Genomic DNA, 21,054 nt, shown 5'->3' on the forward strand with positions numbered 1-21,054 from the left:
CACACGCGGGGACCGCCGGCCAGCCGCTCGGAGCGTGCTCGGAGGAGCTGGGAGGGGGCCCGGGGGCCTACTCCACCGTCACCGACTTGGCGAGGTTACGGGGCTTGTCGATGTCCCGGCCCAGCGCCAGCGCCGTGTGGTAGGCGAGCAGTTGGAGCGGGATGCCCATGAGGATCGGGTCGAGCTCCACCTCGTTACGGGGCACCACGATGGTGTGGTCCGCCTTCTCCTGCTCCTGGTGGGCGACGGCGAGGATCCGGCCGCTGCGGGCCTTGATCTCCTCCAGGGTCGCGCGGTTCTTCTCCAGCAGGTCGTCGTCGGGCAGTACCGCCACGGTCGGCACCTCCGGCTCGATGAGCGCCAGCGGTCCGTGCTTGAGCTCGGAGGCCGGGTACGCCTCGGCGTGCACGTAACTGACCTCCTTGAGCTTCAGGGACGCCTCGCGCGCCACCGGGTAGCCGCGGACCCGGCCGATGAACATCATGCTCTTTGCGTTCGCATACTCCGCGGCGAGCTTCTTGATCTCCTCCTCGCCGCGCAGCACCTCGGCGATCTGCTCCGGCAGCCTGCGCAGCCCGGCGATGATCCGCTTGCCGTCGGCGACCGACAGATCGCGGATCCGGCCCAGGTGCAGGGCGAGCAGGGCGAAGGCGACGGCGGTGTTGGTGAAGCACTTGGTGGAGACGACGCAGACCTCCGGGCCCGCGTGCACGTACACCCCGCCGTCCGTCTCGCGCGCGATGGCGCTGCCGACGACGTTGACGACGCCCAGCACCCGGGCGCCCTTGCGCTTGAGCTCCTGGACGGCGGCCAGGGTGTCGTAGGTCTCGCCGGACTGGCTGACCGCGATGTAGAGGGTGTCGGGGTCCACCACCGGGTTGCGGTAGCGGAACTCGCTCGCGGGCTCGGCGTCGGCGGGGATCCGGGCCAGCTCCTCGATCAGCTGGGCACCGATCAGACCCGTGTGGTACGCCGAACCGCAGCCGAGGATCTTCACCCGGCGCACTCCGCGCGCCTCGCGGGCGTCCAGGTTGAGCCCGCCCAGCCGGACGGTGGAGAAGCGGTCGTCGATCCGGCCGCGCAGCACCCGGTCCACGGCGTCGACCTGCTCGTGGATCTCCTTGTGCATGTAGGTGTCGTGGCCGCCCATGTCGTAGGACTCGGCCTCCCACTCCACCGTGGTGGGGGAGGGGGCGGTGCGGCTGCCCTCGGTGGTGTAGGTGCGGTAGTCATCGGCCTTGAGGGTGGCCATCTCGCCGTCGTCCAGGGTGACCACCTGGCGGGTGTGGCTGACCAGCGCGGCGACGTCGGAGGCGACGAACATCTCCTTCTCGCCGATGCCCAGCACCACGGGCGAGCCGTTGCGGGCGACGACGATGCGGTCGGGGAAGTCCGCGTGCAGTACGGCGATGCCGTAGGTGCCCTCGATCAGGGTGAGCGCGTGGCGGACCTTCTCCTCCAGGGTGCTCGCCTGGGAGCGGCCGATCAGATGCGCCAGCACCTCGGAGTCGGTCTCGGAGACCAGCTCCACCCCGTCGGCGACCAGCTTGGCGCGCAGATCGGAGGCGTTGTCGATGATCCCGTTGTGGACGATCGCGACCTTGCCGTCGGCGTCCGTGTGGGGGTGCGCGTTGATGTCGTTGGGCGCGCCATGGGTGGCCCAGCGGGTGTGGGCGATGCCGACGGTGCCGGCGAAGCGCTTGGGCAGCCGGGACTCGAGGTCCCGGACCCGGCCCTTGGCCTTGGCGGTCTTCAGTCCTGCGCTCTGGGCGCCCTTGGCGGGCTTGGCCTGGATCGCGATGCCCGCGGAGTCGTAGCCGCGGTACTCCAGTCGCTGGAGCCCCTCCAGCAGCAGCGGTGCCACATCGCGTTTGCCGATGTATCCGACGATTCCGCACATGGTGTTCAGGCCCTCCCTGGTTGATCGTTCGCGGGTGCTCGTGGTCCCGGACCGGCGATGGCGGCCGCGGCCCGTGGTCCGTGGTGTCAGCCGTAGACGATGCGGCGCAGCTGCCGCAGCGAGAGTTCGGGCGGCGCCACCGCGCGGTGCGGCAGCTCGGCCGTGATCCGCTCGAAGATGTCCGCGTTGGTCAGCCCGCCGGACTGCAACTCGCGATGGCGGCGGCGGACGAACTCCTCGGTCGTCTCGTCGAAGTACGCCAGGACGTCCAGCACCACCCGGGCCGCCTCGCCGCGGCTCAGCGGCGTGGAGCGGACCAGGTGGTCGACAAGGTCATCGTGGGACATACGGCGATCGAGCACCCGTTGATACTGCGGGGATGAGGGTGGTTTCGCAAGAATCCTGCCCGATATCGGGCAGGGGGTGAGATGAATGGCTAGAAACGGCGGAGTACGGCGTGCTTGGCGGCTGTGAACTCCTCCTCGGTGAGCACCCCGCTCTTATGGAGATCGCCGAGTTCGCGCAGCCGTCGCAGCAGGGCGTCGTGATCCGCGTCACCGCCGCCGGAGTCGCCTGCCGCGTCCTGGCCGTTAAGTATGCTTTGCCCGGATTGACGGGTATAGGTGTCCGTGGTGAGGGCGGGGGTCGGGTCGGCGGGTCCGGCCGACGGGGCGACCGGGGCGCCCGGATGCGGCAGCCGGGCGGTGACGGCCGCCGCGATCAGCGCCATCAGCGGGTCCTTCTTGAAGCCGTACAGCACCACGGCGTGCGGGTCGTACTTGGGCGCCGCCGGGGCCGCCCTCGCCGTACGGAACCGCAGGTAGCCGTTCTCCAGTCCGACGGCGGGCTGCCACTCCACCGCCTCCAGGTCGGCCAGCCGGATCGTCCGGGTGCCGCCCGACTTCTTCGACTCCTCGGTCTTCCAGTTCCACTCCAGCCGCACCCGCTCCCCGTCGAAGGCGACCGTGGCGTCCCCGGCCGTCGCCGACAGCGGAACGTACGGTCCGGGCAGCAGATAGCGGTCACACGGGCCGGACGGCACCTGGTCCAGCAGCAGCGCCTGCCGGACCTCCTCGGCCATGTACTCGGCGACGCCCGCGCGCTCCGCCTCGACCGTCAGCTGATACGGATCCGCCGCGTCCGGCAGCTTGCCGCCCGTCACCTGGATCAGCGGATCCGCGCCCTCGCGCAGCTTCAGCCGCAACCGCCCCGATTTGCGGCCCGGTTCATGGGCGAGCCCCGCCAACGCCTCCAGGGGGACGGTCAGTTCGCCGAGCGCCTGCCGCGCCGGGTGCACGCTCTTGTCCCGCCCCGGGACGATCCGTATCGCGTCGCCGTCGAAGAACCATGCGCCATCGCTCTGGGTGATTTCCGCCATGGTGTGAATTCTGACAGGTACACAGTGCAATATTGGTCTACACCCTTGACCGTCGGCGAGGGCGCACGGTACCCAAGGACGCGACCTTTCGTTGAAGGGATTCCCTGTGGGACGACGCCGTGCCCGACTTCTGTGTTCCCTCCTGCTGACCGTGGCGGCGGGGGCGGGGACCGCCGCCACGGCGGAACCATCCGCCGCCGCTCCGGCCCGATCCGCCACCGCGCCCACTCCGCTGGACCGGGTGGTGCCCGCGCCCGCCTCGGTACGCCCCGCCGCCACCCCGTACACCCTCGGCCCGGACGCCCGGATCCGCGTCTCGGGAGACTCGTCCGCGGCGCGGCGGGTGGGCGACTACCTCGCCGACGTACTGCGCCCCTCCACCGGCTACCGGCTGCCGGTGACCGCGCGCGGCGGGGGTGACGGCATCCGGCTGCGGCTCACCCCCGGGGCGCGCGCCGTACGCGGCCTCGGCGCGGAGGGCTACCGGCTCCAGGTGACCGGCCGCGCGGTCACCCTCAGCGCCCGCGCCTCCGCGGGGCTGTTCCACGGTGTCCAGACGCTGCGTCAGCTGCTGCCGGCGTCCGTGGAGCGGACGACCCGGCAGCCCGGCCCCTGGCGGATCTCCGGCGGCACCATCACCGATGAGCCGCGCTACGGCTACCGGGGCGCGATGCTCGATGTCTCCCGGCACTTCTTCACCGTCGGCCAGGTCAAGCGCTATATCGACCAGCTCGCCCTGTACAAGATCAACAAGCTGCATCTGCATCTCTCGGACGACCAGGGGTGGCGGATCGCCATCGACTCCTGGCCCCGGCTGGCCACCCACGGCGGCTCCACCCAGGTCGGCGGGGGACCTGGCGGCTACTACACCAAGGCCGACTACCGGGAGATCGTGCGCTACGCGGCCGCCCGCGAACTGACCGTCGTCCCCGAGATCGACCTGCCGGGACACACCAACGCGGCCCTCGCCTCCTACGCGGAGCTCAACTGCGACGGGGTCGCCCGGCCGCTCTACACCGGCACCGAGGTCGGCTTCAGCTCCCTGTGCGTACCCAAGGAGGTGACCTACGACTTCGTGGACGACGTCATCCGCGAGCTCGCCGCGCTCACCCCCGGCCGTCTGATCCATATCGGCGGCGACGAGGCACACTCCACCAGCCACGCCGACTACACCGCCTTCATGGACCGGGTGCAGCCCGTGGTGGCCCGCTACGGCAAGACGGTGGTGGGCTGGCACCAGCTGACCGGCGCCCACCCCGCCCAGGGGGCCATCGCCCAGTACTGGGGGCTGGACGGCAGCGAGAAGGAGGTCGCGGACGCGGCCAAGGCGGGCACCCGGCTGATCCTCTCGCCCGCCAACCGGGCCTATCTGGACATGAAGTACACCAAGGACACCCCGCTGGGGCTCTCCTGGGCCGGATATGTCGAGGCCCGGCAGTCCTACGACTGGGACCCCGGCGCCTATGTGAAGGACGCCCCGGCCTCCTCCGTCCTCGGGGTGGAGGCGCCGCTGTGGACGGAGACGCTGTCGACCAGCGCGCATATCGAGTACATGGCCTTCCCCCGGCTGCCCGGGATCGCCGAACTCGGCTGGTCGCCGCGGGCCACCCATGACTGGGACGCCTACAAGGTGCGGCTGGCCGCCCAGGGGCCCCGCTGGGACGCCCTGGGCATCAGCTACTACCGCTCACCACAGGTGCCCTGGCCCACCTCCTGACGGACGGGCCGGGGAAGGCGGTGGGCCCCGGTGGGGCCCGCCGTCCTCAGCCCGCGAAGCCCAACTCCCGGGCGATCAGCATGCGCTGGACCTCACTGGTGCCCTCGCCGATCTCCAGGATCTTGGAGTCACGCCACATCCGGGCCACCGGATACTCGTTCATGAAGCCGTAGCCACCGTGGATCTGGGTGGCCTCCCGGGCGTTGTCCACCGCGACGCCGGAGGAGTAGAGCTTGGCGATCGACGCCTCCTTCTTGAACGGCTCCCCGCGCACCAGCCGGGAGGCAGCGTCACGCCAGGCCACCCGGGCCATATGGGCGCGCATCTCCATATCGGCCAGCTTGAACTGGATCGCCTGGTTGGCGCCGATGGGACGGCCGAAGGACTCCCGGGTCCTGGCGTACGACACCGACTCGTCCACACAGCCCTGGGCCAGCCCGGTGGCCAGTGCCGAGATCGCGATCCTGCCCTCGTCCAGTATCCGCAGGAACTGGGCGTAGCCACGGCCCTTCTCACCCAGCAGATTGGCCGCCGGGACCCGGCAGTCGGTGAAGGACAGCTCCCGGGTGTCCGACGCGTTCCACCCGACCTTGGAGTAGGGGGCGGCCACGGTGAAGCCGGGGGTGCCCGAGGGCACGATGATCGAGGAGATCTCCGGACGGCCGTCCGGCTTGCGGTCGGTGACGGCGGTGACCGTGACCAGCGCGGTGATATCCGTACCGGAGTTGGTGATGAAGCACTTGGAGCCGTTGATCACCCACTCGCCGGTGGCCTCGTCCAGCCGCGCGGTGGTGCGGGTGGCGCCCGCGTCCGAACCGCCGGCGGGCTCGGTCAGCCCGAACGCGCCCAGCGACTCACCGGAGCACAGCCCCGGCAGCCACTGCCGCTTCTGCTCCTCGGTGCCGTAGAGGTAGATCGGCATCGCGCCGAGCGAGACCCCGGCCTCCAGGGTGATCGCGACCGAGGAGTCGACCCGCGCCAGCTCCTCGAGGGCCAGGCCGAGCGCCAGATAGTCGCCGCCCATGCCGCCGTACTCCTCGGAGAAGGGCAGGCCGAACAGGCCCATCCGGCCCATCTCGCGGATGATCTCGTACGGGAACTCATGGTGCTCCCAGTACTCCCCGATCTTCGGGGCGACCACGTCATGCGCGAACTCCTCGACGGTACGGCGCAGTTCCTCGTGCTCGGTGGAGAGACGGTGGTCGATCGTCATGACTCAGATCTCCTTCTGGGAGAGGGCGCGGACGGTACGGGACGGGCTGGGCCGCCCCAGGTGCCGGGCCATCCACACACTGGTCGCGGTGAGACGGCCGAGGTCGACCCCGGTCTCGATGCCGAGGCCGTCGAGCATCCACACCAGGTCTTCGGTCGCGAGATTGCCGGTGGCGCTCTTGGCGTAAGGGCAGCCGCCGAGGCCACCGGCGGAGGCGTCGACGGTGGTGACGCCGTGCTGGAGCGCCGCCAGGGTGTTGGCGAGCGCCTGGCCGTAGGTGTCGTGGAAGTGCACCGCCAGCCGGTCGTTGGCCACTCCCGCCTCGTTCAGGGCGGCCAGCAGCTCCTGGACATGGCCGGGGGTGGCCACGCCGATGGTGTCGCCGAGGCTCACCTCGGTACAGCCCATGTCCACCAGACGGCGGCTGACCGAGACGGTCTGGGAGACCGGGACCGGCCCCTCCCAGGGGTCGCCGAAGCACATCGACAGATAGCCGCGCACCGTCACCCCGGCCTCCAGGGCCCGGGTGACGACGGGGGCGAACATCTCCAGCGCCTCGTCCACCGTGCGGTTGAGATTGGCCTTGGCGAAGGACTCGGTGGCGCTGGCGAAGACGGCGATCTCACGGGCGCCCAGGGCGAGCGCCCGCTCCAGACCTCGCTCATTGGGGACCAGCACCGGAAGCCGTACGGAGACATCGTCGATCAGCGGCATCAGCTGCTCGGCGTCGGCCAGTTGGGGCACCCACTTGGGGTGGACGAAACTGGTGGCCTCGACGGTGGTGAGACCGGCGTCGGCCAGCCGCCGGATGAACTCGGCCTTCACGGCCACCGGCACCAGCGTCTTCTCGTTCTGAAGGCCGTCCCGCGGGCCCACCTCATGGATCCGGACCCGGGCGGGCAGCCCGGGGGCCGGAACGGTCATGGGGAGCCCGGCCGGTCCGGCGGGGGTGTCCGGCGCGGACATCACACACGCTCCTCGGGTTCGCCGGGTGTCTCGGACGGGGTGACGACTGCCAGCAGCTGGTCCATGGCGACCGTGCTGCCGGGGGTGACATCGAGCTCGGTGACGGTGCCGTCGTGCGGGGCGGAGATGAGGTGCTCCATCTTCATCGCCTCGACCACCAGCAGGCCCTGGCCCGCGGTGACCTCATCGCCGACGGCCGCCTTGACCACGGTGACGGTGCCGGGCATCGGAGCGGTGAGCTCCCCGGCGTGGGCGGCGGAGCCGCCGCCGCGCAGCGCCTCCTCGACCGGGTCATGGCCCACCACGCGCCAGGTGTCGCCGTCGCGGCCCAGCCACTGGCTCGCGCCGTCCGCGATCTGCCGGAAGGGGAAGGTGACCCCGGCCAGATCGAGCACCACCCGACCGCCGTCCTCGCCGAGCACGGTCAGCCGGGCCCGCAGGGGCTCGACCGGGGACGCGCCCTGGGTGTCCTGGGCGTCCCGCGCGGTGGGACCGCCGTCCTCGCGCTCGATCACCACATCGGCGTCATGCGCCCGGCCGCGCACCCGGACCGTGACCGGGGGGTGGCCGGAGATCCGCAGCCGGTGGACGGTCCGGGCGGGTGTACCGCCCAGCCGCCAGCCGGTCGGCACCGAGAACGGGTCGACCCAGCCGCCGGGCTCCGGCCGCGCACCGGCCCCACCCGGCTCGAGGGCCGCCTGGCGCAGCAGCGCCGCCGCCACATAGACCTCGTCCGGGACCTGCTCGGGGATCAGGGACGCCGCCGCACGGTCCACAAGACCGGTGTCCAACTCGCCGGAGACCACCTGAGGATGGGCGGCCAGCCGGCGCAGAAAGCCCGCGTTGGTGTCCACGCCCAGCACGCTCAGCTCGGCGAGGGCGGCCCGCAGCCGGCGCAGCGCGGTGGGGCGGTCCGGGCCATGGGCGATGACCTTGGCGAGCATCGGGTCATAGGTGGTGCCGACCTCGGTGCCGGTGCTCAGCCCGGAGTCGACCCGGACGCCCTCGCCCCCGGGCTCGTCCAGCGCGAGCACGGTGCCCGCCGAGGGCAGGAAGTCGACCCGCTCGCCGGTGGCCCGCGCGGTCTCGGCGCAGATCCGCGCCTCCACGGCATGGCCGGTGAAGGTGATGTCCTCCTGGTTGTGGGGCAGCGGTTCGCCCGCGGCCACCCGCAGCTGCCACTCCACCAGATCCAGCCCGGTGATCAGCTCGGTCACCGGATGCTCGACCTGGAGACGGGTGTTCATCTCCATGAAGCAGTACGCGGACGGGTCGTCGCCCGGCACGATGAACTCCACCGTGCCCGCGCCGACATAGCCGCAGCTGCGCGCGGCGGAGGCGGCCGCCTCGCCCATCAGCGCCCGGGTGGCCTCGTCCAGCAGCGGACTGGGCGCCTCCTCGATGATCTTCTGATGGCGGCGCTGGAGCGAACACTCGCGCTCCCCGAGGTGGATCACTCCGCCATGGCCGTCGGCCAGCACCTGGATCTCGATATGGCGGGGCCGGTCGATCCACCGCTCCACGAGCAGGGTGTCGTCGCCGAAGGCGCCGCGCGCCTCGCGCCGGGCGGCCGCGATCTCATCCGCGAGCAGCGCCTCGTCCCGCACCAGCCGCATGCCCTTGCCGCCGCCGCCCGCCGAGGGCTTGAGCAGCACGGGCGTACCGATCTCCCGGGCCGCCTCGATGAGCTGGGCGTCCGTCAGCCCGCTGCCGGAGGAGCCGGGCACCACGGGCACCCCGGCCGCGCGCACTGTCTCCTTGGCGCGGATCTTGTCGCCCATCAGCTCGATGGCGTCGGCCGGGGGCCCGATGAAGGCCAGCCCGGCGGCGGCGCAGGCGCGGGCGAACGCCGCGTTCTCCGCGAGGAAGCCGTAGCCGGGGTGGACGGCCTGGGCGCCGGTGCGCTCGGCCGCCTCCAGCAGCCGCTCGATCGACAGATAGCTCTCCGCGGCCTGGGCGGGCCCGATCCGCACGGCGGTGTCCGCCTCCCGCACATGGCGGGCGTCCGCGTCGGCGTCGCTGTAGACGGCGACCGAGCGCACCCCGAGCCTGCGCAGGGTGCGGATGACCCGTACCGCGATCTCACCGCGGTTGGCCACCAGGACTGTCTCGAACATCGGGTGCATTCCCCTCACATCCGGAAGACGCCGTAGCCGGGCGCCGCGGGGTCCTTCTCGGGCAGCGGGGCGCTCGCGCAGGCGGTGAGCGCGAGACCGAGCACCGTACGGGTCTCCAGGGGGTCGATCACTCCGTCGTCCCACAGCCGGGCGGTGGCGTAATAGGCGCTGCCCTGTGTCTCGTACTGCTCGCGGACCGGGGCGCGGAACGCCTCCTCGTCCTCGGCGCTCCACTCCTCGCCGCGCGCCTCCAACTGGTCGCGCTTGACGGTGGCGAGCACCGAGGCGGCCTGCTCGCCGCCCATCACCGAGATCTTCGCGTTGGGCCACATCCACAGGAAGCGCGGCGAATAGGCCCGGCCGCACATCGAATAGTTTCCCGCGCCGTAGGAACCGCCCACCACCACCGTGAGCTTGGGAACCCGGGTGCAGGCCACGGCGGTGACCATCTTGGCGCCGTGCTTGGCGATACCGCCCGCCTCATAGCTGCGGCCCACCATGAATCCCGAGATGTTCTGAAGGAAGACCAGGGGAATGCCGCGCTGATCGCACAGCTCGATGAAGTGGGCGCCCTTCTGGGCGGATTCGGAGAACAGAATGCCGTTGTTGGCGACGATACCCACCGGATGGCCCATGATCCGGGCGAAGCCGGTGACCAGTGTGGTGCCGAACTCGGCCTTGAACTCGGCGAACCGCGAGCCGTCCACCACCCGCGCGATCACCTCCCGCACGTCGTACGGCGTGCGGGAGTCGACCGGAACCGCCCCGTACAGCCCGGCGGGATCCACCGCGGGCTCCCGGGAGGGCTCCACCCGCCAGGGCAGCGCGCCGCGCTGGGCGGGGGAGGGCGGCAGGGTGGCGACGATGTCGCGCACGATCCGCAGTGCGTGGGCGTCGTCCTCGGCGAGGTGGTCGGTGACGCCGGAGACCCGGGAGTGGACCTCGCCGCCGCCCAGCTCCTCGGCGGTGACCACCTCGCCGGTGGCCGCCTTCACCAGCGGCGGCCCGCCCAGGAAGATGGTGCCCTGGCCGCGCACGATGACCGCCTCGTCGCTCATCGCCGGGACATAGGCGCCGCCCGCGGTGCACGATCCCAGCACCGCCGCGACCTGGGGGATCCCGGCGCCGGACATCCGCGCCTGGTTGTAGAAGATCCGCCCGAAGTGGTCGCGGTCGGGAAAGACCTCGTCCTGCATGGGGAGGAAGGCGCCGCCGGAGTCGACCAGATAGACGCACGGCAGCCGGTTCTCCAGCGCGACCTCCTGGGCGCGCAGATGCTTCTTCACCGTCATCGGGTAATAGGTGCCGCCCTTGACGGTGGCGTCATTGGCGACCACCACCACCTCGCGGCCCGCGACCCGGCCGATCCCGGCGATCACGCCCGCCGCCGGGGCCTGCCCGCCGTACAGCCCGTCGGCCGCGAGCGGGGCCAGCTCCAGGAAGGGGGAGCCGGGGTCCAGCAGGGTGTCCACCCGGTCGCGCGGCAGCAGCTTGCCGCGCGAGGTGTGGCGCGCCCGCGCCTTCTCGCCGCCGCCCAGCCGCGCCGCGGCCAGCTTCTCGCGCAGGAGCGCGGCCAGCTCGCGGTGTGCGGCCTCATTGGCCTTCCAGGCGTCGGACGCCGGGTCGGCGCCGCTTCGCAGCACCGGTGCCTGCTCCATCCCTACGAGCCCCCTCGCTCGGTCGCCGTACGGGTTAATCAGCGTTAACCCATCCATCAGGTTAACGACCACTAACCCCGCTGTCTAGAATTGATTTCATGAGCACGCATGCCCCCGCCCCGACCCGCCGTGAGCAGATCCTCAAGGAGGCCGCGCGGCTCTTCGCCGAGCGCGGTTTCCACGGTGTCGGCGTCGATGAGATAGGCGCCGCGGTCGGCATCAGCGGCCCCGGTCTCTACCGCCACTTCCCCGGTAAGGAGGCGATGCTCGCCGAGCTGCTGGTGGGTATCAGCGGCCGGCTGCTGACCGGCGGGAAGAAGCGCGCCGCCGAGGCGGAGGGCGGCGGTCTGAGCCCGGCCGAGGTGCTGGACTCCCTCATCGAGGGCCATATCGACTTCGCCCTCGACGACCGGCCGCTGATCATCCTCCATGACCGCGAGCTGGACCGGCTCCGGGACACCGACCGCAAGCTGGTGCGCTCGCTCCAGCGGCAGTACGTGGAGCTGTGGGTCGAGGTGGTGCGCACCGTCTACCCGGGGCTCGCCGAGGCAGAGGCCCGCGCCTGTGTGCACGCCGTCTTCGGGCTGCTCAACTCCACTCCGCACCTCGGTCGGCCCGGTGCCCTCCCCGGGCGCGAGGCCACCGCCGCCCTGCTGCACCGGCTGGCGCTGGGCGCCTTCGCCGCCGCGCACGCCACCGACGGCGCCTCTGGACAGGGTCACTGACCGGCCGGTAGCTTTCGCTGAGCAAGCGCTTAGATGCCTGCTGTCAACCCGGCATGGCGCGATCACGGCGGCGCGCGGTCACAGCCGCGCATGCGGTGGTGGTTGAGCCGCGAGAACGATTAGGGGAGTGGCTGATGCGCCGCACGGTGTTCAACGAGGACCACGAGGCGTTCCGGCAGACCATCCGCGACTTCATCGCGGCCGAGGTCGTGCCGTACTACGACGAGTGGCGCGAGGCCGGCCAGGCTCCCCGCGACTTCTACAAGAAACTCGGTGAGCTGGGCGTCTTCGGGATCGAGGTCCCCGAGGAGTACGGCGGCGCGGGCGAGACCAGCTTCAAGTTCAACGCGGTGATCACCGAGGAGTGCGCCCGGGCCGGGGTCAGCTTCGGCGGCAGCGGCGTGCACACCGGTCTGTGCCTGCCCTACCTCCTCGAGTACGCCACCGAGGAGCAGAAGCGGCGCTGGCTGCCCTCCTTCGTCTCCGGCGACATGATGACCGCCATCGCCATGACCGAGCCGGGCACCGGGTCCGACCTGGCGGGGATGAAGACCACCGCCAAGCTCTCCGAGGACGGCACCCACTACGTCCTCAACGGCGCCAAGACCTTCATCACCGGCGGGGTGCTCGCCGACCGGGTGCTGGTCTGCGCCCGTACCGCCGCAGCCACCCCCGAGGACCGCCGCGCGGGCATATCCATCCTCGTCGTCGACACCACGAGCGAGGGCTACGCGGTCGGCCGCAAGCTGGAGAAGCTGGGCCTGAAGACCTCCGACACCGCCGAACTGTCCTTCACCGACGTCAAGGTGCCGGTCGAGGATCTGCTCGGCGAGGAGGGCAAGGCGTTCGGCTACCTCGCCCACAACCTGCCCCAGGAGCGGCTGGGCATCGCCATCGGCGCCTACGCCCAGGCCGCCGCCGCCCTGGAGTTCGCCAAGAGTTACGTCCAGGACCGCACGGTCTTCGGGAAGTCCGTGGCGTCCTTCCAGAACACCAAGTTCACGCTCGCCGACTGCAAGTCGGAGGTGGACGCGATGCAGGCGGTCGTGGACCGGGCCCTGGAGGCGCATGACGCCGGTGAGCTGACCGCCGCCGACGCCGCTTCCGCCAAGCTGTTCACCACCGAGCGGGCCAACATCGTCATCGACAAGTGCCTCCAGCTGCACGGCGGTTACGGCTACATGATGGAGTACTCCATCGCCCGGCTGTACGCGGACACCCGCGTCAACCGCATCTACGGCGGCACCAGCGAGGTCATGCGGTCCATCGTCGCCAAGTCGATGGGGCTGTGATGGCCGTCCGCCCCGCCCGTCGGCGACAGCCCCGCGACACCGCTCTGCCAGACTGCTCGAACCATGAATGACGCACTCCAGGGCCTGCTCGAACTGCTCGACCTCGAGCGGATCGAGCGGGACATCTTCCGCGGCACCAGCGACGCCGCGCCACTGGTGCCGCGGGTGTTCGGCGGCCAGGTGGCCGCGCAGGCCCTGGTGGCCGCGGGCCGCACCGTCCCGGACGACCGCTCGGCGCATTCGCTGCACGCCTACTTCCTGCGGCCCGGCGACCCCGGGGCGCCCATCGTCTACACGGTCGACCGGATCCGCGACGGCCGGTCCTTCACCACCCGCCGGGTGGTGGCCGTCCAGCACGGCCAGCCGATCTTCCACCTGTCGGCGTCGTTCCAGACGTACGAGGAGGGGCTCGAGCACCAGGAGCCGATGCCGGACGTCCCCGATCCGCTCTCCCTGCCGACCGCCGAGGAGCTGCTGCCCCGCTACCGGGACCTCATCCGGCCGGAGGTCGCCCGGCGGATGCTGATGTCCCGGGCCGCGGTGGACCTGCGCTACGTGGACGAGCCGCCCTACGGCAGCGTCGGGCGGCCGCGCGAGGCGAAGTCGCGGGTGTGGTTCCGGACCAACGGCAAACTGGACGGTGTGGCCGACGACCCGCTGCTCCACGTCTGCCTGGCCACCTATGTCTCCGATATGACCCTGCTGGACTCGGTGCTGCTCGCCCACGGCCGGGGCGGCTGGGTGGTGGGGGACATCGTCGGCGCCAGTCTCGACCACGCCATGTGGTTCCACCGACCGTTCCGGGTGGACGACTGGCTGCTGTACGACCAGGAGAGCCCCTCGGCGTCCGGCGGCCGCGGCCTCGCCAAGGGCCGGATCTTCACCGCCGACGGGCGGCTGGCCGTCTCCGTGATCCAGGAGGGGGTCATGCGGGTGCCGCACAAGGCGTGAGCGCGGGCTCCGGACGTGCGGTGGGTCCTCGGGGCCCGCGGCGCGCGGCGGGGACGCGCGCCGGTGCGTCGGGGAGGCGAGGGCCGGGGCCCAGGCGTCAGAAGCGGGCCTCGAGCCCGGCCGCGTCCAGCAGGTAGGCGGTCATCGGGTCGTAGAACCGCGGATTGGTGACATGGTCGTCCAGCGGGACGACCGCCGAGAGGGTGCCCTCGGACTCGCCGAGGAAGAGGGCCGGGTCATTGCAGTCCGCGTAACCCACCGCGTCGATACCCCGCTGTCCGGCGCATCCGGCCCAGCCGTGGTCGGCGACGACCAGATCGGGCAGCGGACGCCCCTCACGGGCCAGCCCGTCCAGGATCGCCGCCATCGGCGCGGGGGAGTGGGTGTGCCAGAGCGTCGCCCCTCTCTCCAGCATCGCCACATCGCAGAACTGGAAGACATACCCCTCGTCCGCCTGGAGCCCGCCGGGGATCTCCACGATGTCGCAGCCCGCGGCCCGCAGCGCCGCCGCGGTGGCCCGGTGCACCTCGAGCAGCCCGCCCGGGTGGCCGGTGGCGAACAGCACCCGCTCCTGTGTCTCGGCCGCCTTCCGCAGCACCGACGCCATCCGGTCCAGCGCGCCGACCGTGAGCTCGGGGTCGATGGTGTCCTGTCCCGAGCGGTGCTCCGGATCGTCGATCACCCCGCACCGCTCCGCCATGACGGCCAGTACGTCCTGTTCGTCGACCCAGCGGTCGCCCAGCTCCAGGCCGAGCCAGTAGTGGCGGTCACCGTTGGCCAGCTTGCGGTAGTGGGAGAGGTTGTTCTCCCGGGGAGTGGCGACATCGCCCGCGATGCGGGTGCGGACAAGGTGGTCGATCAGATCGGCACGACTGGGCACGGTACTGGGTATGGGCATGTGGCCCATTGTCGCCCCTGCCGGGGCGGAATGGGGGCCTCCGCCGAGTGGTGGACACGGCCCGTCGCGGTGTGACGAGGGCCACTGATCCGCCGGAGCCAGGGCGCCCGTCGGCGCGCCCGGTGCCCACACCGATCGCCGACACGAACCGCCGACAACAAACCGGGGCCCGCACCTTGTCAGGTGCGGGCCCCGGCTGTGAAACGCGTCAGCGTCAGGCGGGAACGATGTTCTCGGCCTGCGGGCCCTTCTGGCCCTGCGTGACGTCGAACGTCACCTTCTGGCCCTCCTGGAGCTCACGGAAGCCCGAGGTGGCGATGTTCGAGTAGTGGGCGAAGACGTCGGCGCCGCCGCCATCCTGCTCGATGAAGCCGAAGCCCTTTTCCGCGTTGAACCACTTCACGGTGCCAGTAGCCATGTCAATCTCCTTCTATGGGGAACGAGTCGGAACCCGAATGTGACGGATTCCGGTGTCGCCGCAATGACCCCATCCGGAAATGACCGGTAAAAACAAAATGCGCCTGATGGCTACATCCCGTCAGGCGCACACAAAGTTCATGGGTACCAAAACTGCAACTGATAGCGACTGTACCACGCATCCCGACCGAGCGGTGGGAACCTCCGAGAATCTCCGCCGCTTCCCCTGGGGTGCCCGGTGTGGGACGCTGGATTTTCCGGTTTCCCCCTCTCTCCCGTTGAGGCACTATGCGCTGCATTATCGCCAATTTCGCCTTCGACCTGACCGCGCGCGAGGTGACGGAGGCCATGGTGGGCATCAGCCCCGAGCCCGTCACCGGCCCCTCGGTCCGCATCGGGCGCCGCACCTACCCGGTCAAGCAGGTCGGAGCCGTGATCACCCGCCAGGACCGCCGCGACTTCACCGCGGGCGAGGTCACCCGGGCCATGAAGCGTCTCGGCTTCACCTGCTACCCGGCCCCCGAGCCCACCCTGGACGACCCCGTCAGGAACGCCTCCGGGCTGCTGGGCGGACCGGCGCAGGAGAGCTGAGCGGGCGGCCGAACGGCCGAACATTGGACGCGGTGTCCAAATGACCCGCTCCGGACCCTCGGGAACGTATATGTGACGAGGCGAGGGAGCTGCCTACGCTCCTCCGTATGACCTCAGCACCGCGACAGCCCTCCGCCGCCCCCGTCGGCCCCGTCGACTCCTCCCGTGTCCCGCGCTTCGCGGGTCCCGCGACCTTCGCCCGGCTGCCGCGCGTGGACGAGGTCGGTGGCACCGCGGATGTCGCCGTGGTCGGAGTGCCCTTCGACAGCGGTGTCTCCTACCGGCCCGGCGCGCGCTTCGGTGGCAACGCCATCCGCGAGGCGTCCCGGCTGCTGCGCCCCTACAACCCGGCACAGGACGCGTCGCCCTTCGCCCTCGCGCAGGTCGCCGACGCCGGCGACATCGCCGCCAACCCGTTCAACATCAACGAGGCCGTCGAGACGGTCCAGGCCGCGGCCGACGACCTCCTGGACACCGGCGCCCGGCTGATGACCCTGGGCGGCGACCACACCATCGCCCTCCCGCTGCTGCGCGCGGTGGCCCGTCGGCACGGTCCGGTGGCGCTGCTCCACTTCGACGCCCATCTGGACACCTGGGACACCTACTTCGGCGCCGAGTACACCCATGGCACACCGTTCCGGCGCGCGGTCGAGGAGGGCATTCTCGACACCGCCGCCCTCTCGCACGTCGGCACCCGAGGTCCGCTCTACGGGAAGAAGGACCTGGACGACGACGCCAAGATGGGCTTCGGCATCGTCACCTCGGCCGATGTCATGCGGCGCGGTGTGGACGAGATCACCGATCAGCTCCGCCAGCGCATCGGTGACCGTCCGCTCTACATCTCGATCGACATCGATGTGCTGGACCCGGCCCACGCGCCCGGCACCGGCACCCCCGAGGCGGGCGGTCTGACCTCCCGTGAGCTGCTGGAGATCCTGCGCGGTCTGGCCGGCTGCCATCTGGTCTCGGCGGACCTCGTCGAGGTCGCCCCGGCCTACGACCACGCCGAGATCACCTCGGTGGCCGCCTCCCACACCGCCTACGAGCTGACGACGATCATGGCCCGCCAGATCGCCGCCTCCCGGAGCGAGTGACACTCACCTGACACCCGGCCGACCTCCGTCCGGCCCCCGCCCGCCGCCCCCGGCCGGGCGGGGGCCGGACGCGTCTCGGCGCCGGACGCGGCCCGTTCGGCTGAACTTGTGTTCATGCGTTGAAGACATTCGCTTATCCATTGACCTGTTGTGTTCACTTCTTTATCGTCGCTGGGACCGTCATCGGCGAACCACGACGGAGAACAATGACGTACTCCACGCCCCGGCTGCCCCGCGCCGCCCGGCTGATCACACCGCTTGTCCTCTGCGGACTGATCGCCGGGGTGCCCACCGCCTCGGCGGGACCCCTGCCCGAACCGTCCGCCCCGGGCGGTGATGACTCCGGGTCCTGTACACGCGGTTCCGGCGACCGCTCGTCCGACGGCTGGTCGCTGTCGTCCACCCGGATCGATCCGGAGGACAGCTACCACGCCTACGTCGGCAACGGGTATCTCGGACAGCGGGTGCCGCCCCAGGGCACCGGCTACACCGGCGGCGGTGACAAGACCGGCTGGCCGCTGTTCACCCCGCGCTACGACGGCTCCTTCGTCTCCGGGCTCTACGCGCACAACAAGAAGACCACCGACAACCGGCAGGTCGCCGCGGCCCTTCCGACCTGGTCCACCCTGGAGGTGGCCACCGGGGGCGCCGCGGGCGAGACCTTCGGCTCCAGGACACCCGCGGGCCGGATCTCCGACTACCGGCAGACCGTCCAGATGCGCTGCGGTCTGGTCCGCACCTCGCTCACCTGGACCGCGTCCGACGGCCGCGCCACCGACCTCATCTACGACGTGCTCGCCGACCGCCGCCACGCGCATGTCGGCGCCGTACGGCTGCGGATGACCCCGCACTGGAGCGGCGACGCCACCGTCACCGACCGGCTCGACGGGCGTGGCGCCCGGCGGCTGTCGGGGACCGGCGGCGGTGCTCACCGCGGCGGTTCGGTGGACGTCGGGTTCCGCACCGACGGCACCCGCACCGACGGGGCCGTGGCCTCCACCCTGCGCCCCGACGACGGGGTGCGGGCGCGGGCCCACGGCACACCCGGCGCCTCCGGTGAGCTGAGCGCCCGTCAGGGCCTGCGCTTCCCGGTCCAGCGCGGCCGTTCCTACGCGTTCACCAAGTACGTCGGCGTCGACACCGGTCTGACCTCGCGCACTCCGCGCGCCGACGCCCTCGGTGCGTCCCGGGGCGCCGCGTCCCGCGGCTGGCACGCGCTGTTCGCGTCGCACACCGCCGCCTGGCGGAAGCTGTGGCGCTCGGATGTCGAGGTGGCCGGGCGGGACCAGGCCGAACTGCGCTCCTGGGTGCGCTCGGCCCAGTACGGACTGCTGTCCGCCACCCGCGCCGGATCCCGTAACAGCATCGCGCCCACCGGGCTGACCAGTGACAACTACGGCGGTCTGGTCTTCTGGGACGCCGAGACCTGGATGTACCCGGGGCTGCTGGCCGCCCATCCCGAACTGGCCAAGTCCGTGGTCGAGTACCGCTACAAGACCCGCGCGGGCGCCCGCGCCAACGCCCGCAAGCTGGGCTACCCGGGGCTCTTCTACCCGTGGACCAGCGCGAGCCGGGGCGGGCTGTGGACCGAGTGCCACAGCTGGGACCCGCCGCACTGCCGCACGCAGAACCACCTCCAGAGCGATATCGCCCTCGCGGCCTGGCAGTACTACCAGGCGACCGGGGACTCCGGCTGGCTGCGCAGCCGCGGCTGGCCGGTGCTCAAGGGCATCGCCGAGTTCTGGGCCGACCGCGCCACCCGCAACGACGACGGCAGCTACTCCATCAAGAACGTCGCCGGACCGGACGAGTACAGCAACGGCGTGGACGACGCGGTCTTCACCAACGCGGGTGCCGCCACCGCGCTGCGCCACGCGGTCCGCGCCGCCCGGCTGCTCGGCGAGGACGCCCCCGCCTCCTGGACCCGGATCGCCGACCGGCTGCGGATCCCCTACGACAAGAAGAAGGGCGTCTTCCAGCAGTACCGCGGCTACCAGGGCTCGACGATCAAGCAGGCGGACACCGTGCTGCTGATGTATCCGCTCCAGTGGCCCATGTCGGGCGGGGCCGCCGCCCGGACGCTGGACTACTACGCCGCGCACACCGACCCGGACGGCCCGGCCATGACGGACTCGGTGCACGCCATCGACGCCGCCGCCATCGGCGAGCCCGGCTGCTCCTCGTACACCTATCTCCAGCGCTCCATCAAGCCGTTCGTCCGCGGCCCGTTCCGTCAGTTCTCCGAGGCGCGGGGGCGGAAGGCGGGCGCCAGCGACCCGCTGGCCGGCTCCCCGGCGCAGGACTTCCTCACCGGCAAGGGCGGTTTCCTCCAGGTCTTCACCCATGGGCTGACCGGGCTGCGCGCGGAGGAGGACCGGGTGCGGCTGAACCCCACGCTGCCGCCGCAGCTCCACGACGGGGTCACCCTGCGCGGACTGCGCTGGCAGGGGCGCAGCTATGACGTGGCGATCGGGCCGCGGGAGACCACGGTGCGGCTGACCGGCGGTGCGCCGTTCACCCTCGAGACCCCGCACGGCGGGAAGCAGATCGTGAGCCGGGAGGCCCCCGCGGTGCTCAAGACGCGCCGTCCGGACCTGGAGCCGACGGCCAACCTGGCGCGCTGCGTCAAGGCGACGGCGAGTTCGGAGGAGCCGGGGATGTACGCGGGCGCCGCCGTGGACGGCGGCGAGGCCACCGCCTGGGTGCCGAACACGGCCGGGGCCACGCTCACCGCCGATCTCGGCCGGGTGGTGCGCGGTGCGAAGGTCACCCCCCGGTGGACCTCGGTACGGCCCGCCTCGTACCGGGTGCGGACCTCGGTCGACGGCCGCCACTGGCATCCGGCGGGCTCGGGCCCGGCCCGCTATGTCCGGGTCACGGTGCGGTCGGCGGACGCCAAGAAGCGAGCCGGGATCGAGGAGTTGAGGGTGACGGGCGACGGCTGACCGGGCGGTGGGTGTCGTACGGCGCGCCCGGCGAAGGTGTGCACAGAGTGCCAAGAACTGTGCAAGGGATGCCAACGACACCCCGGCCCCGCCGGGCCATGCTGGATCAGGTCAGGCAGGCAGGGTTTCTACGGGGGGAACCCTGCCTGCCTGCGCCCAGCGCCTCCTGGCGGAAGTCCCGCGGCGGGACGCCGTAGGCGCCGCGGAAGGCCCGGCTGAATTCGGCGGCGTGGCCGAATCCCCAGCGGGCCGCGATGGCGTGGATGGGGGTTTCGCCCAGCGCGGGATCCGCCAGATCGCGGCAGCAGCGTTCCAGACGCTGGCCGCGGATCCACGCGGAGACGGTGTGGCCCTGCTGCTCGAAGAGGCGGTAGAGATAGCGGACCGAGATGTGATGGGCCGCGGCGATGGAGGCCGGACTGAGCTCCGGATCGTGCAGATTGCGCCGTACGAACTCCTGGACGCGTAACAGCAGGGTGCGGCGGCGGCCTTCGGGGGTGACGGCGGCCTCGGCGTGGCCCACCGGGCCCGCGTCGAGCTCATGCGCGAGCAGTGCGGTGAGCAGATCGAGGACGACCGTGCCCAGCCGCGGGCCGTCGGCCGGGCCGTAGCCGTCGGTCTCGGTGGCCAGCCGGGTGAGGAGGTCGGCGAGCATCGCACCGATCCCGGTCTGCCCGGACAGCGGGCGCCCGAGCAGCAGTCGCAGATCGGACGGGGCGAAGGGCAGCAGCGCCGGTGCGATGCCGACCGTCAGCTCGTCGACCCGGCCGCGGACGCTCTCACCCCGGTAGGGGGTGGAGGTCGAGGTCAGCATGAACTGCCGGGGGCCGAGGGTGGTGTGGTGCCCTCCGTGGTCGAGGTCCGTCTCCCCCCGTACCACCAGATTCAGGTGGTACAGCTGGGGATCGGAGCGGCGGATATGGACGGAGGTGCGCTCATTGTGCAGCGAGGGCACGGAGGTGAAGGCCACGGTCACCTCACCGAGCCCCACGCCCCGCATCAGGGCGGCGAAGTCGTTCTCGTGATCGCTGCGCAGCTCCACGGGAATGGTCACCTCATCGGCCAGCGCGCGCCATGCCGCGAACCGTTCGGCGGGCGGGATGTCATCGATCCGGGACACCATCTCGATCCTCGTCCTTCCCTGTGCGGCGATCGCTCCGGACGACCGTAGTCAGCGGCCCTAAGTGTTTGA

At 71.4% G+C, this 21,054-nt stretch carries 17 protein-coding genes; 7 read left to right on the forward strand and 10 right to left on the reverse strand.

What is annotated here, in order from left to right; translation table 11 throughout:
* Nucleotides 1–67: 67 nt before the first annotated feature.
* The 3 genes from glmS to AB0C66_RS06190 all read right to left on the reverse strand — a co-directional run bounded on the left by glmS (nt 68) and on the right by AB0C66_RS06190 (nt 3,278).
* A complete protein-coding gene (glmS, locus tag AB0C66_RS06180; protein ID WP_362433549.1) occupies nt 68–1,900 on the reverse strand; it encodes a glutamine--fructose-6-phosphate transaminase (isomerizing) in 1,833 nt (610 codons plus the stop codon).
* Between the two features lie 86 nt (nt 1,901–1,986).
* Entirely contained in the window at nt 1,987–2,262 is a 276-nt protein-coding gene (locus tag AB0C66_RS06185) for a hypothetical protein (RefSeq protein WP_362433552.1), read from the reverse strand.
* 74 nt (nt 2,263–2,336) lie between these two features.
* A complete protein-coding gene (locus AB0C66_RS06190; RefSeq protein WP_362433555.1) occupies nt 2,337–3,278 on the reverse strand; it encodes a DUF4429 domain-containing protein in 942 nt (313 codons plus the stop codon).
* A 106-nt stretch (nt 3,279–3,384) separates the two neighbouring features.
* On the opposite strand from AB0C66_RS06190, the gene AB0C66_RS06195 reads away from it, so the two are divergent.
* On the forward strand, nt 3,385–4,995 hold the full coding sequence (locus tag AB0C66_RS06195) for a beta-N-acetylhexosaminidase (RefSeq protein ID WP_362433557.1): 1,611 nt from the start codon (nt 3,385–3,387) through the stop codon (nt 4,993–4,995).
* Between the two features lie 46 nt (nt 4,996–5,041).
* Here AB0C66_RS06195 and AB0C66_RS06200 read toward each other — a convergent pair whose 3' ends face one another.
* Genes AB0C66_RS06200 through AB0C66_RS06215 form a run of 4 tightly spaced genes read right to left on the reverse strand, consistent with a single transcriptional unit; the run spans nt 5,042 to nt 10,949 of the window.
* Entirely contained in the window at nt 5,042–6,208 is a 1,167-nt protein-coding gene (locus tag AB0C66_RS06200) for an acyl-CoA dehydrogenase family protein (RefSeq protein WP_362433559.1), read from the reverse strand.
* A 3-nt stretch (nt 6,209–6,211) separates the two neighbouring features.
* Nucleotides 6,212–7,174 carry a hydroxymethylglutaryl-CoA lyase gene (locus AB0C66_RS06205; RefSeq protein WP_362433561.1) on the reverse strand — a complete coding sequence of 321 codons (963 nt, stop codon included), beginning with the start codon at nt 7,172–7,174 and terminating at the stop codon, nt 6,212–6,214.
* Nucleotides 7,174–9,291 carry a biotin carboxylase N-terminal domain-containing protein gene (locus tag AB0C66_RS06210; RefSeq protein ID WP_362433564.1) on the reverse strand — a complete coding sequence of 706 codons (2,118 nt, stop codon included), beginning with the start codon at nt 9,289–9,291 and terminating at the stop codon, nt 7,174–7,176. Before AB0C66_RS06210 ends, AB0C66_RS06205 begins: the two co-directional genes overlap by 1 nt.
* 14 nt (nt 9,292–9,305) lie before the next feature.
* Entirely contained in the window at nt 9,306–10,949 is a 1,644-nt protein-coding gene (locus AB0C66_RS06215) for a carboxyl transferase domain-containing protein (protein WP_362433566.1), read from the reverse strand.
* 98 nt (nt 10,950–11,047) lie between these two features.
* Here AB0C66_RS06215 and AB0C66_RS06220 point away from each other — a divergent pair, with 98 nt between their 5' ends.
* The 3 genes from AB0C66_RS06220 (at nt 11,048) to tesB (ending at nt 13,917) form a co-directional block, all read left to right on the forward strand.
* Complete coding sequence (locus tag AB0C66_RS06220) at nt 11,048–11,674, forward strand: TetR/AcrR family transcriptional regulator (protein ID WP_362433569.1); 627 nt, start codon at nt 11,048–11,050, stop codon at nt 11,672–11,674.
* A 134-nt stretch (nt 11,675–11,808) separates the two neighbouring features.
* Complete coding sequence (locus tag AB0C66_RS06225; RefSeq protein WP_362433571.1) at nt 11,809–12,966, forward strand: acyl-CoA dehydrogenase family protein; 1,158 nt, start codon at nt 11,809–11,811, stop codon at nt 12,964–12,966.
* A 63-nt stretch (nt 12,967–13,029) separates the two neighbouring features.
* Entirely contained in the window at nt 13,030–13,917 is an 888-nt protein-coding gene (gene tesB, locus AB0C66_RS06230; RefSeq protein WP_362433574.1) for an acyl-CoA thioesterase II, read from the forward strand.
* A 97-nt stretch (nt 13,918–14,014) separates the two neighbouring features.
* Here tesB and AB0C66_RS06235 read toward each other — a convergent pair whose 3' ends face one another.
* Nucleotides 14,015–14,815, reverse strand: coding sequence for a phosphatase (locus tag AB0C66_RS06235; RefSeq protein ID WP_362433576.1), 801 nt, complete (start codon nt 14,813–14,815; stop codon nt 14,015–14,017).
* 214 nt (nt 14,816–15,029) lie between these two features.
* Entirely contained in the window at nt 15,030–15,233 is a 204-nt protein-coding gene (locus AB0C66_RS06240; RefSeq protein WP_020871138.1) for a cold-shock protein, read from the reverse strand.
* 287 nt (nt 15,234–15,520) lie between these two features.
* On the opposite strand from AB0C66_RS06240, the gene AB0C66_RS06245 reads away from it, so the two are divergent.
* From AB0C66_RS06245 to AB0C66_RS06255, 3 genes are all read left to right on the forward strand, one after another.
* Complete coding sequence (locus AB0C66_RS06245; protein WP_362433578.1) at nt 15,521–15,823, forward strand: SCO5918 family protein; 303 nt, start codon at nt 15,521–15,523, stop codon at nt 15,821–15,823.
* A gap of 107 nt (nt 15,824–15,930) precedes the next feature.
* On the forward strand, nt 15,931–16,917 hold the full coding sequence (gene speB, locus AB0C66_RS06250; RefSeq protein ID WP_362433580.1) for an agmatinase: 987 nt from the start codon (nt 15,931–15,933) through the stop codon (nt 16,915–16,917).
* Nucleotides 16,918–17,123: 206 nt separating this feature from the next.
* Nucleotides 17,124–19,862 (forward strand): discoidin domain-containing protein, encoded by a 2,739-nt coding sequence (locus AB0C66_RS06255; protein WP_362433582.1) that lies wholly within the window; start codon nt 17,124–17,126, stop codon nt 19,860–19,862.
* A gap of 106 nt (nt 19,863–19,968) precedes the next feature.
* Here the strand turns inward: AB0C66_RS06255 and AB0C66_RS06260 are convergent, their stop codons facing one another.
* Nucleotides 19,969–20,985 (reverse strand): helix-turn-helix domain-containing protein, encoded by a 1,017-nt coding sequence (locus tag AB0C66_RS06260; protein WP_362433585.1) that lies wholly within the window; start codon nt 20,983–20,985, stop codon nt 19,969–19,971.
* Nucleotides 20,986–21,054 lie beyond the last annotated feature (69 nt).

It is taken from the genome of Streptomyces sp. NPDC048636 (assembly GCF_040650655.1).
Taxonomy (GTDB): Bacteria; Actinomycetota; Actinomycetes; order Streptomycetales; family Streptomycetaceae; genus Streptomyces.